Here is a 15,676-nt window from a genome sequence, read left to right as displayed (position 1 = left end):
TGGCCCACCTCGGGCCATGCCAAACCACCATCCAGCAGGAGGCGAGTGCCCTGCGGATGTGTGCGGCTAGGTGTTGCCGGCCGGCTGTTGTGATCAGGACTTCAGCCGCAGCCGCTGCCGTGGACGATCACACGCGGTGCTCGTGAAGGCCGTCTCCCGGCTGTGATCCATCCGGTTGATGGGGCTCTGAGACCGTTTTTGCGATCTGTTGATCGGGCGTCAGTATGGGCTCCGGCCAGCAGGCCACTGGTAGCCCTCCGGCAGCTCAGTTCCGTGGCTATCGGTAACCGTGTAGTCAACAATCACCTTCGCGGGATCGCCGCCTTCGAAGATCCAGACGACCAGACGGTGCTTGACCACATCCACCGTGAATTGGGCATCCGACACCTCATCAGCTGGCACAACGGTGAACTCGTCACCGGGCTGCAACCAGAAGACGTCACAGTACGGTTCGATGAAGAGGCACAGGAAGTCCTCGCCACCGTTCTGCACGGTGAGCCTGTTCACTGACGCCGTCCCGGTGGCCGCTGCAGTAGAGGACCACCAGGATAGCGACCGCCAACCCAGCCACGCGGAGCTGACGGGTACCTGCGGAGCGAGAAGCCTCATGGCGTGACGCGTGTGAGCGTCTTCCGTGGGGATGCCGCTCCGCACAGGGCCGTGCTCTGTGCTCGGCCCGCCTAGCGGGCGACGCAGGGCGGGGCCGCGACTGTTTCTCCGACGGGGGTGCCCGGACCAACGAGCGCGGCCGCCGTCGAGCGCGACCAGGAGCGCGGCGACGTCCCGTGGGCTGCTGCCGACCGGCCGGAGTCGTATCGCGCGATACGACTCCGCCGGAGTCGGGTCATGCTCCGTCACGCAGGACGGAAGCCATCACGGCCCGGGCGATGCCCGAGCAGAAGCCGCCGATCGCGGCGAGTGTGCCTCGCTTGGCGAACGAGTCCTGGGGCTGGGACCGGGGTGCCGGCGGCTGCGGCTGCGGCTTCTGGCTGTGGTCGGTGCTCACGGGTCCTCCAGAGGGTCGCGGAGAAGCCCCCTCTCCGTCCCGGACTTGCCGGGGAGGGGGGTCGGACGATGCGGAGGGAGGTACGCCGGCAAGTCCCCTGCAGCAGCCCTTCGGAGGGGTTAGCCGCGATCGGACAGGACGTGTGTGGGAGGCTGCTGCGATGAGCCAGACGCGCCGTGAACTGGGCACCGTCCTGACGACGTCGACCGGACCGGGGAACCCCCGCGGCTTCTTCCCCCTGAGCGCATCGCGCTGATCGTGGCGGCGCACTATCGGGCCATCGAGCACGAGGACCAGGAGCACGCAGATCTGAAAGGCCAACGGCGTCTCGGTACCAGTCCGCGATCATCTCCCAATCGCTACATCCGCTGGTTGGACGCGCGGCACATCACTTCGGTCTCATTCAGGATTGCCTGAGCCTCTTCGAAGGGGCACGGGTCCGCCGCCTGATCGGAGCCGGTGACCGCGGACATCCCGACGAGGTCACCCACTCCACCGTCGGTCCCTGCCCGCCTCATAGTGCGCGCGAAGAACTGTGCGGGCCCCCGGCCCCGGCCGGCCACGGAGCGGCCCGCTGTTGCCCTACCGACGCCCTCCTCGACCTCGCCGCCCAGGCCCGCCCCGCGGGCACCCAGGAGATTCAAAACGATGGCCGCTTCGCTCCGGGTACGCCGGGGTTGCGGATCGGGGCGGTTGAGCGCTGGTGTACGCCCGGCCCTGCCGCCGTGCGGCCGGTATGCCTCGGTGTGCCGTGATGAGGGTTTATGGACTACATCATGATTCGTCGAGAAGTATCCCGTCAGCTCATGAGGGCGCCTTCGCTCGATACGAGGGACTTGAAGAGAGCGGCTCGAACCACATCCTCAGGACGAACGTGGGCAGCAGGTCCTGAGCGACTTCGACTTCGACTGCAACGACCTCGCCAGCCTTCGCCGTCACCACCTCCGGCGACACTGCGCCACCCAAGCCCCGACTTAACGGCTGTTCCGTAAATGATCTTCGGGGGCTCGGTTCAGGATCGAAGCCTCGCGGGTGCTCTGCCCGCCTGCTGTGCCGCTTCAGGCCCCTGCGGGGAAGTCAGGATGGTCGGCGTAGGGCGACGAAAGTTCACGCAGGTTGTGGCACGGCCAGGGGTCGCGGGCGTGACGGGGCGAGGATGCGTCGCTTGGCCTCGATCTCGCGCAGGACGCGGGCCGGGTCGTGCAGTGCCACATGGAGAGCAATCGTGGGGTGGAAGCCGGAGAGGTCGACCTGACAGAAATCGACCGTGTGTCCGTGGGCAGTCCACTCCCCGCATCCGTCACCATCGCAGCGCCTGGCCAAGTCGGCTTCCTCGTCGAACCTCGTCTTTAGGAACCTCACCAGCTCTTCAGTCGTATGAGCATTCTCAGCGTTGTGTCGACATCACGGAACGATCTTGCGGTGGCTGGTGTGATCGCGTCGTCAGAGCCGTCCCGGATAGGCCCGGGGCTCAGCCCGAGGCCGTTCCGGAAGCTGGTGACCTCGCTCCGACGCGAAGGGTCGGATGCAAGCCGCAGGGGTCGGCCGTGGAGTCTTCCGCTTGAGAACAGGGCACCGCTGGTCGCGGCTTACTAGCGCACGAACCTGACGATGCGCCGGCTCGTCCCACTGTTCGGAGTGTCCAAGTCCGCGGCGGACCGCATCATCGACCATCTGGGGTCGATGCGCGCACTCCAGCCACGCAAGCGGTTCGTCTAGGACACGATGCTCATCCTGGACGGCACCCTCGTGCCCCTCGCGACTGAAAGGCTATGTACGGACAACCCGTTGCTGGCAGGGCTGCGCAGAGCCTCGATGCTGATGGCCGGAAGCTCCACCACGTAAGCCAACCGGTCCGTGCAGGTCGGAAGGGAATGAGGGCGTGCGGTGTGCCGACCCTTCCTCGTTTTCTGAATCTGTTCGAAAAGCCTTGGCCCGGGTGTCCGGCCGCTGTTACCGTCGGGACTCTCGGGTCAGGCGGGGAGCCTGTGCCCGGTTCCTGGGGAGGGACCTGCACGTGCGCACCATCCTGAAGAGCCGTCGTGGCCGTGCCACGGGGGCCGCCATTGCAGCCGTGGCGGCTGTCGTCACCCTGATGCCGCTGGGGGTGGGGAACGCGGCGGCGGCCGAGCCGTTGGCGGGGGTCGTCGTCCCGGCGGAGGTCACGCCGGACCCGTACGCGGGGAGCCTGCCCATCATCGGGTCGACCGGTTTCGTCCAGGGTGGCACCTCCGGGGGATACCACTGGTTCTCGTTTGCCGACGGCACACGCGCCCCCGTGCCTTACGGGAGGCCTCTGGGGACCGGCACGGACCTGATAGCCGGCCTCACGTCCTCGGGCGCCCGGCTCTGGGACCCAACGACGCAGTCGGTGCAGAACATCCCGGCACCCGCGGGGCAGCAGCCCCGAACCATGATCGGACAGAGCCTCGTCACGAATGAGGTCGCGAAGCCCTGGATCTGGCATCAGCTGAGCCTTGATCAGGGCCGGGTGACCGACCGCGTGCTGACGCTTCCGGAGGGCGCCGAGGTCCTGACCGGTTTCCGCAGCAGTGGCCAGGGAAATCCGTACGGCTTCTGGCTCACCTACCGACTGAACGGTGCCACGAAAGCCGTGCGGGTCGACCGTGCCTTCACCGCCCAGGCGGTGGATCTGGGCCCGGCCCCCACCGGCGGCGCGAGCGTCACAGCGGACCGGTACTGGTTCCGCTTCCCCGTCCCGGGCCGGGTCCAGATCTGGGACCTCACGGGCGACTTCTCCGCGCCGCTCCACGAACTCGACTGGGCCGGAGGGACCCCGTCCGCCCTCCTTGGTGACCAGATCCTCGTCCGAGTCCCGGGCGAGGGCGGCGACAGGCTGGTCACGCGTCCGCTCGCGGGCGGGGCGGAGCAGGAGGTACTCGACCGGATCACGGGTGACACCCGGGCAGGCGCGGACGGGCGGGTGATCGCGGCGCGCTCCGGGAGCGGCGAAGAGCGTACGGTCTACTCCGTCCGTGCCGGGCAGAGCGGCGGGGCGCCCGTGGTGGAGAAGATCGCCGAGGTTCCGCCGGCCGCGACCCGGATCGGGCGGATGTCGATGGCCCAGGGCGTTCTGATGTCGTACGAGAACATGCCGTACAACAAGTCCCGGGTACGGGAACGCTCGGTCACGACCGGAGGGGAGCTGGCCGTTGGCCCGAAGCGGGAGCTTGTAGGCGATGGTGTCTGCGGCCCGCAGGTCCAGTGCGAGGGGTTTTGGACCGGCGACGGCCGAGCTGTGTTCAGCGGTGCGGACGGGTACCTGCGGGTGGTCGAGGCCGGGCAGAGTCTGCCGGGTACGTCCCTGACGGGGATTCCGCGCCACTCCGACGAGTGGCGGCAGGCGTCGGGACGTTACATCTCCTATCTCGACTACGACTACGAGACCTGGGAATCCCAGACGCAGGTCGCAGACTTGGACACCCAGCAGGTCGTGCTGCGGCGGCCGAGCCGCGGCTCGGGTCAGGTCAGTTCCCTCGTGGGCGACACGCTGTGGCAGGAAAGCACGAGGGTGGGTGTCGTCGAAGCCTTCGACGTGCGCACCGGCGCGTCGAAGTGGTCGCGGACGGTGGCCGACTGCGACCTGACGGAGCTCCAGGTGTGGGGTGCCCACATCTATTGGCGGTGCGGCGAAGGGAAGGCGGGTGTCCAGGCGTGGAACTCCTCCGTCGACCTGCCCGTTCCTCCGCACGACCGGGCGATGCTCGGGGACGGTTACCTCGCCCACTCCAAGGGCGGAGTGCTGTCCGTCACGCAGTTGCGCGAGGCTGGGGCCACGCGTGCGATCGGGAACGCCGATACCGACGACTACTGGACCGTGGACCGCTTCGGCGGCGCCATCGCCTATGGCGACAAGGAGCAGCGCATCCACGTCGTCCCGGCCGGCGTCGCCGCCTCTGCCCTCTCGGTCCTCGACCACGACGGCGCACAGGTCCTGGACCTCGCTGCCACCCCTTCCTGGACGGGCAAGTGGTGGCTGAACAAGCCCGCCGCGTCCTGGACGCTGGCCGTCAAGGACCGGGCCGGAGCCGTGGTGCGGACGCTGCACGGCGGCGAGGCACGGGGTCTGGTGAAGGCCGTGTGGGATGGCCGGGGCGAGGCAGGTGCGGTACTCGGCGAAGGGCGGTACACATGGGAGATGACCGCCGCCCCGGCCGACGGTGCTGGGCCCGGACTGCGCCGCGACGGCGAGGTGTTCCTGACGCACGGCGCGCTCGGTACGTACGAGCCGGTGCCGCCGGCCCGGATCCTGAGCACCGTGAACGGTGTCGGCGCGACGCGTACGAAGGTCGGTCCCGGCGGCACGGTGTCCCTCCAGGTCACCGGCCGCGGCGGGGTGGCCGCGACCGGCGTGACGGCGGTGACCATGAATGTGACCGCGACGAACCCGACCGCGCAGACCTACGTATCGGTCTACCCGGACGGGACGCCGCGCCCGGCCACGTCAAGCCTGAATGTGGCGGCGGGACGGACCGCGCCGAACCTGGTAACCGTGCCAGTAGGCAAGGACGGCAAGGTCACGCTCTACAACCACTCCGGCTCGGTCGACCTGCTCGCTGACGTGGCCGGCTACTACACGCTCAGCGGCGAGGGCGACCGGTTCGAGGCCGTCGCGCCGGCGCGGGTGTTGAGCACCCTGGGCGGGGTCGGTGCGCCGAAGGCCAAGGTGGGCACGGGCAGCACGGTGACCGTGAACGTTGCGGGCCGGGGTGGGCTGCCCGCGACCGGGGTGACGGCGGTGACGGTGAATGTGACCGCGACCAACCCGACGGCGACGACCTTCGTATCGGCCTACCCTTACGGGTCGGCGCGCCCGGTCACGTCCAACCTGAACGTGGCCGCGGGCCAGACGGTGGCCAACCTGGTGACCGTGCCGGTCAAGGACGGTAGGTTCACGCTGTACAACCACTCCGGTGCTGTGGATCTGCTGGCGGATGTGGCCGGGTACTACACCGACGCCGCCGAGAAGGGCGACCGTTTCAAGGCCGTCGCCCCGGCGCGGGTGCTGAACACCCTCAGCGGGGCGGGAGCTTCGCAGGGCAAGGTGGGTGCGGGCAAGATCGTGGACCTGCAGGTTGCGGGCCAGGGTGGGGTGCCGGCAACCGGCGTGTCCGCGATCGTCATGAACGTGACGGTCACGAACCCGACGGCCTCGACGTACGTGTCGGTCTACCCGTACGGGACCCCGCGTCCGGCGACCTCGAACCTCAACGTGGCCGCCAGCAGTACGGTCGCCAACCAAGTCATCGTCCCGGTCCGGGACGGCAAGGTGACGTTGTACAACCACTCTGGTGCAGTGGACCTCCTCGCCGACGTGGCGGGGTACTACACCGAGTAGGCCCTCAGTTGCCGATTGCTTAGGGGCGGCCCATCGTTCTTCCACGGTGGGCCGCCCCTTTGCCATAGGGCTAGGACGCTGTGTTCACAGCGTGGCAGTCGCGCACTGCCTGGTCGAAGCCGCCTGGGTTTGCAACCGGTCAGGGTTGACCTCGACCACGGTCATGCGCGCCCGGTGCCCGGCCGTCGGGCGAGTGTGCTCGGCGGAGGCCGCCCACATCGACGCCATCGCGCATGCTCACTCCGCCGACTTGCCGTTCTCGTCCAGCGGCACGAGCCGGCCCACATCTGCTTCCTGCCGGACGCTCAGGACGACGCCGCCGCCCTCCGTGACATCAGCGACCTGTTGCCGGACCCGAAGAAGCCGGCCAGCGCTGACGACAAGATCTTCTACGACATGCCCCTGCGGGCATCGCCTCAGCGTGGATGAGCCTCGTAGCCCTGGCGGCTGGCCGCCCATCGGACAGGCGGGCCGACGAATGGGCCGCCGAGTATGCCGCTCTTGCGGACCGCGCCCGTTCACACGCATCGCCTACCTGGCCAGGCTTTCCACCGGCGCCGTCCAGCTCGGGCGGCTGCCCTGCGGGCCAGAGTTCGTGATGACATGATCTGCGACACCGCGATCTTCGCCATTCATACGCGCCGGCGCGGAGCCTGACCGACGGGGGATAGCGGCTCATACAATCTGCCGTTCGTCCGTCAGCATGCTTCTTGTGCGGCCACTGGAAGCCTCGGTGTCCCCATGCCCCTTCCAGGCGGGCCATGCCACACCCCGAAACCGCGAGCCCCCTAAGTCTCCCGTCATCAGGACTCGCCCTGCCCCACCCGGCCTCCCCTCTGCCCGGTGGGGCCTTCCACGTTCCGCGGCTATTTCACTATCCGCCAGGATTCGCAACCCTCACTCGTGAACAGCCCATCACTCAGAGGCCGATCCGTATCGCGTGCTTCCACTTCCCCCGACCAGTCCCCCCCAACAGCGCCCCGAGCACCGGGCCGGAGCCCGCGCCCTGGTGCGCCCGAGGGAGGTCCGCGTCTCGGAAGCCGGGATGCCCTGTGCACCAGGTAGGGGATCCGGCCTGTGCATCTCGGCGGCTCAGCTTCTACGCCCACCCGGCTGAACCCGCCACCGTGCCGCTCTCGTAGGGTCGCCGGCAGCCCGCGCCGATATGGCGTGCGTGGGTGAGGCCTGGCGCCCAGATGCCCTCTGCGGGCAGTACCGTCGGGTCGCTACCCTCCCGTAGGCTGCGGCCGGCCTCGTCCAGGAGCAGGTGCTCGATGGCGTCCCCGACGGAGGACGAGGTGTCGCGGTCGGCTGACCGCTGCGCTCACGGTCTAGCCGAGATGCCCGACGAGGTGCGCAACGCTCACGGCCCAAAGGCGAGATCCCTGCCGCCGCTGGCCTTGATCAACCAGGCAAGGGAACCGCTGCCGAACGGCCAGCCGTCGGTGGTCACCTGAACCCAGGCGCCTCCCGATCTATCGGTTCCTGCATCCCACCACCACCAGCTGCGCTCGTCACCGGCCCCTTCCCCGGTTGGGTCGAAGCAGTGGAGCCAGTCCGACAGCGTCCACGGCCCCGCGCTGGCGGCTGCCCTTTCCCCCGGCGCCATCGCCTCCCACTGCCGCATCCATGCCTCGGCATCGAAGGGCTCGTCAGGTTCCGGCTCTACCGGCTCGGGTGCGCACCGCTGGATGAACCACGTCGGTAGCAGCTGCGGCCACCGTTCGAATGCAGGCCAGTCGTCTGTCCGTTCGACCACGCGCGTCAGCACCGTACGCGCATTGTCGATGACCTGGTCAGGATCCTCGGCAGTGAACCGGGCCCGTACCAGAAATGGCCGCTGCCGGCCGTCCTCAGTCCCCGGTCCGGACCGAAGGCGCCGTAGCTCACTCTCCACTATCTCCACGGCGAAGAAGTGTGCACCACCACGGGCCTTGCCACATCTGCATGTCAGCCCACCATAGATCCCGATCTTGATGGCGTGGCTCCAGCCAGGCCGGCTCCGTCAGATCGCCCCGCCCATGCCAGCGACAATGAGACGGCAGTCCGACAGCACTCTCTGTCATTGATCCTGAGTGGGCGCGCCGAGCCTCACCCCGCGAGGAGCCGGTTGCGCCACCACCCCTCTACGCCCAGAAAACTTACGGGGATTGTGAGTTTCGGACGCAGCACGCTCCGGCGGTCGAATTCGGCGTCGAGACGTGCGATGACCCGGCCGAGGTCGGCCCGCGCGCCGTGTGGAAGCCACAGCAGTACAGCCTGCAGAAGGTCTCTTGCCAGAATCGGATTGCAGCAGTCGCAGCCGACCTCGGGTTCCGGCAGCACACGGCCAGGCTGTCTCAGGTACCGCTGGCAGTCTGCAAGGGCCGTAGCGACAGCGCCAGGCCAGAGCCGGTCATCCTCTACCCGGCGGATGGCTGCACGGGTCAGCCCCGAGACTCCACGGATGCGACGGACCGGCGCACCTCGTCCTGGCTGCCGACGCGACGCGCGCAGCTCCTTCGGCCGCCTACGCGGCATGACCCTTTCTGGCGATCATCATGGCGACTATCGTGCCATGGACGGGCGCTCGACGCCGGGGCCGCCCGGCCGGTCCAGGCGCGATGGGTGATCCGGGGGGAGCCGGTCCAGCCGGTGGCGGGGTAGGGGCGGCCCGTCTTTCGTGGGCCAGGCCACAGACGGGCCGGTCGAACTCCGTGCTCTCGTCACGCAGAACGTCGAGGGCGTCGGCGATCGCCGTGCACTCATGCTTGCTTGGCTTACTCGCGTACAACCTTTCGGGCCGAGGGCTCGTCCAACTGTTCGCAAGTGACTGGCCAGAGCGAGGGAAACGCACGCATGACGCGTCGATGGGGACAGATGACGGCGGGGGTGGCGGCGGTTGTGCTGCTTGCCTCCCTGAGCACCACGGCGGCGCAAGCGGTGCCCGCGGCGGATCCGGTGGACGTACGGGTCTACGGGGGCGTCGACCGTTCGAACGTTGCCCCCGGCGCAAAGGTCGGCCTGCGGGCCACTGCTGGTACGCAGGGCAAGGGGACGATCCCGCACCTCGGCCTGACGATCACGCTGCCCGAGGGTGTCAGCTTCGACGGCAACATCGACGATGCGACCAGCGGCAGCTGCGTGGCGGTCGCCAACGGCCGGACCCTCACCTGCACGGGAGAGAAGAGCGGCCCGACGGAGTCGCTTTCGGTCTATGTGCGTGTGAAGTTCGCTGCGGACCTGGCACATGACACCGAGCTGGACTTCACGGTCACCGCGGACATCGGTGACACCGTCGATCCCCGGCCGGAGAACAACAGCGCGACGGCCAAGGCCGCCGTGCGGGCACCGGCGGACCTCGGGCTCACCTGGACCGGGCCGTCCGGGCCGGTCGCCCCCGGCGAGAAAGTGCCGACGAAGCTCGTCGTCACCAACCACGGCCCCGCTACCGTCACCTACTTCCCCCTCGTCATCGACCTGAACTGGGACCTCACCCGACCCGACGGTTACGACAAGAGCTGCTGGGCCGCCCCCTCCACCCTCACCTGTGACGCGGTGGGCGAGCTGAAGCCGGGCGAGAGCCGCACGTTCCCGTTCGTCTGGGAGTTCCCTCAGAAGACCCCGGGGGCGACTCACACCATCGGCGCCCGTCTCGGCAGGTCTGACACGCCCGATGCGAACGCGGCGAACGACGAGGCCGCACTCATCCTGAAGATCGGCACGGCCCCGGGCCCCAAGCCCACCAAGCCGACCCCGACCGCGAAGCCGAGCCCCGAGCCCACCGGGACGCCCACCCCGAGCGCCTCCGCTACGACGACCGCGGCTCCCGGTCCGACCACCCCCGTCGGGCCCGGCGGTTCCGGCGGGGCGCTGGCAGCGACCGGCGCGGACTCGGTCACCACGGCCGCGGGCGCGGCCGTCGCGCTGACCCTGGCCGGCGGAACGCTCCTGGTCGCCCGCCGACGCTTCCGGCACCGCATCTGAGCACCCCCCGCCGGACGGCCGAGGCCGTGCCGCCGTTGCCGGTGATTAAGCGACGCTTCCGGTACCCGGGGCGTCGTCGGCTCGATGACCGGTGGGTTCTCGAGGGCCTAGGGGCGGCGTGGCTCGCTTTGCCGACGACGAGAAGCAGTTGGGCCGAAGTTGCGCGCAGGCTCTGGCGCGGACGGGTAGGGGCCGGAGCCGGCGCCGCAGTATGTGTCCGGCTCCGGATTTCGCCCTCTCGCTTCCGCCGCCAGGGCCACCCGCATCTGTGGCCGCGTTCTTCAGACGATCGAACATCAGCCCCCGTAAAGCGGCGCGCTGACGTCGGCAGGCGGTTCAACCAACCCCCCATCCGGTCGGGCCGGATGGAAGGTCCAGTAGGTGCTAACACGGACCGTTCTCGCTGAGGGCCCCTCACACGCGGTCAAGGTGAATGGGCAGGGCTCCAGGGCGTCTGGAACGATGTGCCCGTTCATGTTGATGATGCAATGGTGGCAGTGAGCAGGAGCGGCGTGGAGTGGACGGGTGCGGTCAGCCAGCGTCTCCGGTGCTGTGTCTGCGGGGGGTCGACCGAGGGCGCCGATGACTACGTGCTTGTCGAACTGACGGCGCAGTTCTCTGACGCCCGCCAATGTCTGGGTGCGCATGCGAAGCACCTGAGCGCCGTCCTTGCGGAAGGGTTCTCCGTGGAGTTCACCAGATGTAGGGCTGCTGTCATGAGCTAGCGCGCTCTTGGTCCGCAGCCAGGGTGGAGGCCCTCATTTCGTTCTGAGCGTGTTGGGTACCGAGAAGGCGCTGTCACGGAGCAGGGCGAAAGGACGTCGGCCCGCGTCTGGCGAGGCGTAGCAGGGCCTGGGTATGGTGTGTTCACTGGGTGCCAGGAGCGCGAACCTTGGTCTTTCGCTCTGGCGTGTCATGGCCGCCGCCCCTGAGTCGCGGTTGATCTGGGCCAGTCCGATCAGCGCGCCCCGTAGGGTGGTCTGATGTTCGATCGCTTGGAGATCAAGGTGTCGCCGCCGGGACCCCGGTTCGCGGCTCAGGTGCGGTTCTGGGTCAACGGCGAGGACATCGTCGAAGAGGCAGTCGACGAGGGCGGCCGCGGGCCGTACGCCGCCGAGGTGCTGCCGGCGGGGCGGCCCAGCCCACTCCGGGCCACCGGAGAGGCCCGCCGCCTGGAGCTGGGGGAACCCGAGTGCGCTGGCGGGTGCTGCGGCTTCCTGACCGTGGTCGTGCAGCGGTTCGGCGAGATCGTGCAGTGGTCGGACTGGGAGGTCCCATCGCCGGCGCACATCCCCGCGCCGTGCCCCCGCCCGCCGGAGCTCCACTTCGACGCCGTTCAATACGACACCGAAGTGGCCCGTGCTGAGGCGGACCGCTGGTGGCGGGTGTACTCGTAAGCCCAGTGCCGCGCGCCCTGCCCGACTGGGGAAACCGAGCGCGGCGCCCCCTACGCCGACCGCGAGGCGCCGGCGATTCGCAGGCACGGCAGGGCGGAAACCGGCACTGCCAACGGGTGGGGCGGCTTCAGGTGCCGGTCTGGAGTAGGTGGTGGGCTTCCAGGGGCCGGTTTGGGCGTCAGTTGTGATCACTGGGCCTCGGTGTGCTCACGAGAGGGAGCGTCAGCGTATGGACCAGCGCGGCTTGGACCGCTGGCTCGCGCGTCAGGGACATGTAGGCGCTCCGGAAAGACGTTCGCTGTCTGCCGTCTAGTCTCGCCTCTTGAGGGGGGATTTTGGAAAAGCCGATCTTGCTTGAGTCCATCAGATACTCCGCCGTGTGCCAGGGGTGCGGTGCCGAGGCGGAGTGGTGCGGTGTTCAGGCGCTGGTGGGCGAGGCACTGCGGTGGGATGTTGAGTCGACGTGCCCGGCCTGCGGGTTTGCCCTGGCTGTGTGTGACGGTGACCTGCCGGAGGAACTGCGTGGCCGACTGCTCTCCGAGCACGGGCGGGCAAGGTTGCGGATAGCACCGCCGACGCGGAACGCCGCCATCATGCGGGTGCTGCGGGCGGAACTCGGCATCGGCCTGGACGGCGTCCAGGCCGTGCTGGAGCAGGTCTTGACCGGGCAGTACTCAGGAACCCTGCCTGAGATGGAGCTCCTGGCGCGGAAGCTGCGGGCATCGGGCATCGAAGCGGCCGCTTCACGGACGGTGGATTGAGTGCGCCTGCCGGGTGGAACGGCTGGGTTCGGCCAGGACGCCCGCCGCCCGCTACACGCTGCATGAGCACCCGGCCGTACGAGAGACCGCCGCCGCGCTCGCCCGCCGATGTGGACGCCGGCACCGGCCTGCGCGAGTGCCCGCTCCCGGAAGATGTGCGCGAGCTCGCCGGTGATGTCCCGATCGCGGGCGGGGCGGGCGCGTTCGCCGCGCCCGCCGAGGTGCCGGCGAACGACCCTGCGTCCAGCCCGGTCACGTCCTGGCGAGAAGGGCTACGGCTCATCGATGGCCTCGGCCGTGGACCGCAAGGCCTCATGTGCTGGGTGCAGCGCACCACACGTCGCGGCGGACGCGGAGAGCAACGGAGGGAGCGCAGCGGCGTTGAGATCGGTGACAGACCCCTGCGCTGAGAGGTCATCTCATGTGGTGACTGCCTGTGGGGAATCCGCGACGAAGCGGGCCATCTGCCGCAGGCGGTGCCAGTACTCAGGGTGGTCCACTTCATCGAGTACAGGTATGACCTGGTCCAAGCGGTCGATGCAGCGAAGCAGACCGCTTCGACCTCGCGCTTCAAGCTGGCCGCCGTTCTTGATCCAGATAAAGACGAAGCCTGCGGTGTCCGAGTCCAGCATCACCAGGTCGAAGCCGGCCCGGTCCGCGCCAGCCAATCGCGGAGGAAAGGGCAATTGCATGAACTCTTCGAACAGGCGTGCAACGGCCTCAAGTGCAGTCTCTTTGCTCACGCTCGCCATCATGGCGCAGCTTGCACATCGCATGGAGTCGTCGCGAGTCTGCAGTAGCAGATGAGAGCGCGGGCGAGGAGGTGCTCGGCTTTGCGTTCGTCGCGGCGGTGCAGCCGACGGCAGCCGGCGAGCCAGGCCATGGTTCGTTCGATGGCCCAGCGGCGTCGTCCGAGCCGCTGTGAGGTCTCGACGCCCTCGCGGGCGATACGGTGCCGGACGCGCCTCGCTGTGCCAGCCCCTGCCGCAGGTGGCGGTAGTCGTAGCCCTTCGCGGCGTGGAGTTTGCCGGGCTGGCGTCGGCCGCGGCGGGAGCGGGTCGGGGGTATGCCCTTCACCAGCGGTGCGCCGGTGCGCCCCACCGGCGCGTACGGCCGGGCGGAGGGGGTGCGAGTGTGGGCGAAGCCGGCCCGTACCGCAGATGTGCGACGATCCCGACGTGTCCATATCTGCCCCTCCGCCGTCCGATGCGCTGCGCTCGCCCATGCGTCCCGCTTCGGCGATGTCCGTCCTGGCGGCACTGCTGGATCGCTCATTGGATCAGATGGCGGAGGCTGCGGCAGACGTCCGGCTGTTCGACCGGGAAGCCATTCGCGCGGCGTCGGATGTGTGGGACAACAATCTGTTTCCACTGTTCTGGGCCGCAAGCACGTCCAACGCCGGTCGACGCGAGCGGCGGGCGAGGATCGTACTGGGGTGGATGGCCGGTCTCGGCGAGCGGCGGCGCGGATGGATGACGGAACAGGCCACGATCGCCGGGTACGACATCGAAGCGCTCCTACCACCGGCCAAGCCTCACACGCCAGGCCGCAACTATCTCGGACACGTCATGGCACCGCAATGCCGGCTGACGCGCCAGAACGTGGATGAGCTGGCCCCCGACTACGATCTGGCGATGGCGTCCGTCCGCCACCTGAGCGTAGAACGTGCCGGGACTCGCCTGACCGCCTTTCTCCAGCTGGTCGTTGACCGCAAGTTCGCCGTCGATGAGCCCGCGCCGCCTGCCCTGCTGGAGGTGTGGCTGGATGGCGTCACCGATATTGCCTTCGACCCTTCCGGCACACGGGGAGTGGTCCTGGACGCTGGAGTGCGGGAGATCGGAATGTCCCTGGGCCCGGGCGGCCGGCTCCGCGCCGCCGGTGGTGAGTATCGCCTGGACGACCGTTCATGGCACCTGTCGACCGCCGGTCGACGCGCGGACGCGGTCACTCCTCCTCGCACCAGCCAGTCGGGGCGCCCGCGTCGGCCGCCAGGTAAAGGCCTGGGCTCCGACGCGTACGCTGCCGCAGCACTTCTGCGCCACGCCATGCTCGAGCTCCGCTCGGTGCGCTATGCCCCCCGCGCGGATCGCGTCCCCGTGCTGAAGCTGTGCCGAGCTTTCTCCGGAGCGGGTGAAGCGATCCTGGCCGCCGGGGCGCAACGTGGCGCCCGCCGCCGTGATGCGGCTTTCCTCGACGTCATCCGGACCTGGGCCGACCAAGGCGGTCCGGACATCACCCGCTGGTTCTCGGCCACCCTCGGGGCGCAGGTAGGCCGCCCCGACATCGTCGAGACACCACCGGCTCCTGAACGAACACCTTCCTCCCTCGCCGACGGCCCACCCGTGTCCGCTACGCCTGCACAGGCGGTTCTCGTCATGGCTGCCTGGACGGCGGCACACATCGACTACGAGACAGAGCGTCCGGCCGCCGCGCAGCTCCAACTCGCCCTGCCACCCCGCGCCCACGAGGGCTCTTCAGGACCTTGGCGACTGCGCACTGTCGGCTGCACCGAGCCGAAGCCATTCCACCTCCACGCCGACGCGTTCCAGGGGCCTGGCCCGTTCGTCCAGACAGGGAAGCCCACTGCTGCCTGCAGCCTTGACCTTCACCAAGGCGCCCTGTTCATCGCGGCCGCAGACGGCTGGACTGCGTCAGTGAGCTGACCTCACCCAGCGCCGCCATCGCTCATCGGTCCGCGAGATCCACCGGCCTGACACCGACCCCCAGGACTACGCCCGGGCCGCCCTGCTTGCCGTGCGACCCACAAGCCAGGCAGACAGCGGCGCCATCTGACGCTCGCGGCACACAGCCCTCACCACCCGTACGATGCAGGGGGGTTGAGGTCTGCCCCGTCCTGCGCGGCCGGCCCATGAGCCGGGCCTGGACGAGCAGATCGTGCGGACGGTCGTCGGCGACTTCACCGGCCCGGCGGGTCTAGGGTGACGACCGCCTCAAAACCTTGAACAACACCGCCTTCCGCCCCCCCACCCGCTGCTCCCGGCGGGCCCGCCCGATTCTCTGGTACGGCACCTCACGCGATCCGCGTACCAGTGGTCTCGCCGGCCCGGACCGTGATCGACGGACACAGGTGACGAGCGAACGGCTCACGCCCCATCACGCCAAACGCAGCATGTCCGTTCGCCGCGTCGGGTCGTCCGACACGGCGGCGGCCCCGGATCTCCTGGTC

At 69.0% G+C, this 15,676-nt stretch carries 11 protein-coding genes and 2 pseudogenes; 6 read left to right on the top strand and 7 right to left on the bottom strand.

Annotation, left to right across the window (positions count from 1 at the left end; genetic code table 11):
- Window positions 1–219 precede the first annotated feature (219 nt).
- The 3 genes from ACFZBD_RS03345 to ACFZBD_RS03335 form a co-directional block, all read right to left on the bottom strand.
- The gene (locus ACFZBD_RS03345; RefSeq protein WP_391134511.1) at window positions 220–507 is read right to left on the bottom strand and encodes a hypothetical protein; all 288 of its coding nucleotides are present in this window, start codon (window positions 505–507) and stop codon (window positions 220–222) included.
- 337 nt (window positions 508–844) lie between these two features.
- Entirely contained in the window at window positions 845–1,006 is a 162-nt protein-coding gene (locus ACFZBD_RS03340; protein ID WP_391134508.1) for a hypothetical protein, read from the bottom strand.
- A gap of 1,107 nt (window positions 1,007–2,113) precedes the next feature.
- Window positions 2,114–2,368 carry a DUF6221 family protein gene (locus ACFZBD_RS03335; RefSeq protein WP_391134505.1) on the bottom strand — a complete coding sequence of 85 codons (255 nt, stop codon included), beginning with the start codon at window positions 2,366–2,368 and terminating at the stop codon, window positions 2,114–2,116.
- A 60-nt stretch (window positions 2,369–2,428) separates the two neighbouring features.
- Between ACFZBD_RS03335 and ACFZBD_RS03330 the strand changes: the two are divergent.
- Both ACFZBD_RS03330 and ACFZBD_RS03325 read left to right on the top strand, forming a co-directional pair.
- Window positions 2,429–2,722, top strand: a pseudogene (locus ACFZBD_RS03330) (transposase family protein); the annotation flags it as partial.
- A gap of 301 nt (window positions 2,723–3,023) precedes the next feature.
- Window positions 3,024–6,365: a FlgD immunoglobulin-like domain containing protein gene (locus ACFZBD_RS03325; protein WP_391134502.1), complete on the top strand. Its 3,342-nt coding sequence runs from the start codon at window positions 3,024–3,026 to the stop codon at window positions 6,363–6,365.
- Window positions 6,366–7,728: 1,363 nt separating this feature from the next.
- On the opposite strand, the gene ACFZBD_RS03320 is transcribed toward ACFZBD_RS03325, so the two are convergent.
- On the bottom strand, window positions 7,729–8,271 hold the full coding sequence (locus ACFZBD_RS03320; RefSeq protein WP_391134499.1) for a hypothetical protein: 543 nt from the start codon (window positions 8,269–8,271) through the stop codon (window positions 7,729–7,731).
- Between the two features lie 185 nt (window positions 8,272–8,456).
- Window positions 8,457–8,690: a hypothetical protein gene (locus tag ACFZBD_RS03315; RefSeq protein WP_391134496.1), complete on the bottom strand. Its 234-nt coding sequence runs from the start codon at window positions 8,688–8,690 to the stop codon at window positions 8,457–8,459.
- 513 nt (window positions 8,691–9,203) lie between these two features.
- Between ACFZBD_RS03315 and ACFZBD_RS03310 the strand changes: the two genes are divergently transcribed.
- The 3 genes from ACFZBD_RS03310 to ACFZBD_RS03300 all read left to right on the top strand — a co-directional run bounded on the left by ACFZBD_RS03310 (window position 9,204) and on the right by ACFZBD_RS03300 (window position 12,489).
- Window positions 9,204–10,331: a hypothetical protein gene (locus ACFZBD_RS03310; protein WP_391134493.1), complete on the top strand. Its 1,128-nt coding sequence runs from the start codon at window positions 9,204–9,206 to the stop codon at window positions 10,329–10,331.
- 983 nt (window positions 10,332–11,314) lie between these two features.
- Window positions 11,315–11,728, top strand: a complete 414-nt coding sequence (locus ACFZBD_RS03305) for a hypothetical protein (RefSeq protein WP_391134490.1) — start codon at window positions 11,315–11,317, stop codon at window positions 11,726–11,728.
- 335 nt (window positions 11,729–12,063) lie between these two features.
- Window positions 12,064–12,489 carry a hypothetical protein gene (locus tag ACFZBD_RS03300; RefSeq protein ID WP_391134487.1) on the top strand — a complete coding sequence of 142 codons (426 nt, stop codon included), beginning with the start codon at window positions 12,064–12,066 and terminating at the stop codon, window positions 12,487–12,489.
- 419 nt (window positions 12,490–12,908) lie between these two features.
- On the opposite strand, the gene ACFZBD_RS03295 is transcribed toward ACFZBD_RS03300, so the two are convergent.
- Both ACFZBD_RS03295 and ACFZBD_RS03290 read right to left on the bottom strand, forming a co-directional pair.
- Window positions 12,909–13,232 (bottom strand): hypothetical protein, encoded by a 324-nt coding sequence (locus tag ACFZBD_RS03295; RefSeq protein ID WP_391134484.1) that lies wholly within the window; start codon window positions 13,230–13,232, stop codon window positions 12,909–12,911.
- Between the two features lie 8 nt (window positions 13,233–13,240).
- Window positions 13,241–13,572 (bottom strand): annotated as a pseudogene (locus ACFZBD_RS03290) (hypothetical protein); the annotation flags it as partial.
- A gap of 95 nt (window positions 13,573–13,667) precedes the next feature.
- Between ACFZBD_RS03290 and ACFZBD_RS03285 the strand changes: the two are divergent.
- Window positions 13,668–15,152 carry a hypothetical protein gene (locus ACFZBD_RS03285; RefSeq protein ID WP_391134481.1) on the top strand — a complete coding sequence of 495 codons (1,485 nt, stop codon included), beginning with the start codon at window positions 13,668–13,670 and terminating at the stop codon, window positions 15,150–15,152.
- Window positions 15,153–15,676: the final 524 nt, after the last annotated feature.

It is taken from the genome of Streptomyces sp. NPDC008121 (assembly GCF_042957155.1).
Classification (GTDB): domain Bacteria; phylum Actinomycetota; class Actinomycetes; order Streptomycetales; family Streptomycetaceae; genus Streptomyces.
Note: the sequence above shows the minus strand (reverse complement) of the source record. Positions and strands in the feature narration are given on the sequence as shown.

Coding starts and splice junctions, on each gene's coding strand:
- ACFZBD_RS03305 (WP_391134490.1), top strand. CDS start 11,315: ATGTTCGATCGCTTGGAGATCAAGGTGTCGCCGCCGGGACCCCGGTTC.
- ACFZBD_RS03310 (WP_391134493.1), top strand. CDS start 9,204: ATGACGCGTCGATGGGGACAGATGACGGCGGGGGTGGCGGCGGTTGTG.